Raw genomic sequence first — 391 nt, forward strand, 5'->3', positions numbered from 1 at the left:
ACCTGTTCGACTTCACCTGTTCGACTTCTCTGAAAAAGATACCTGGACACTTTTCCATTCCTATTGTTTCGATTTCTCTGTCTGGGAAATGTATGGCGCTTTACTCTATGGCGGCAAGCTGGTCATTGTTCCGAAAATCATTGCACAAAATGCCAATGACTTCTTACAGCTATTACAACAACAACAGGTAACCGTACTCAATCAAACACCTGGCGCTTTCTACCACCTGCTGGCCGCAACCCTGGAGCACCCAACGGCGGACCTCAGCGTGCGCTATGTGATATTCGGAGGCGAGGCACTCAAGCCCGGAAAGCTCAAAGGATGGTACGAAAAATACCCTGCCTGCAAGCTGATTAACATGTATGGCATCACCGAAACAACGGTGCATGTT

The 391-nt window shown here is 48.1% G+C and carries 1 protein-coding gene; it reads left to right on the forward strand.

From position 1 onward, the window contains the following. Window positions 1-391: AMP-binding protein (locus AC1DP6_RS36600; protein WP_477059329.1), on the forward strand; the 391-nt coding region annotated here is incomplete at both ends.

Source organism: Chitinophaga sp. 01L420 (genome assembly GCF_056399985.1).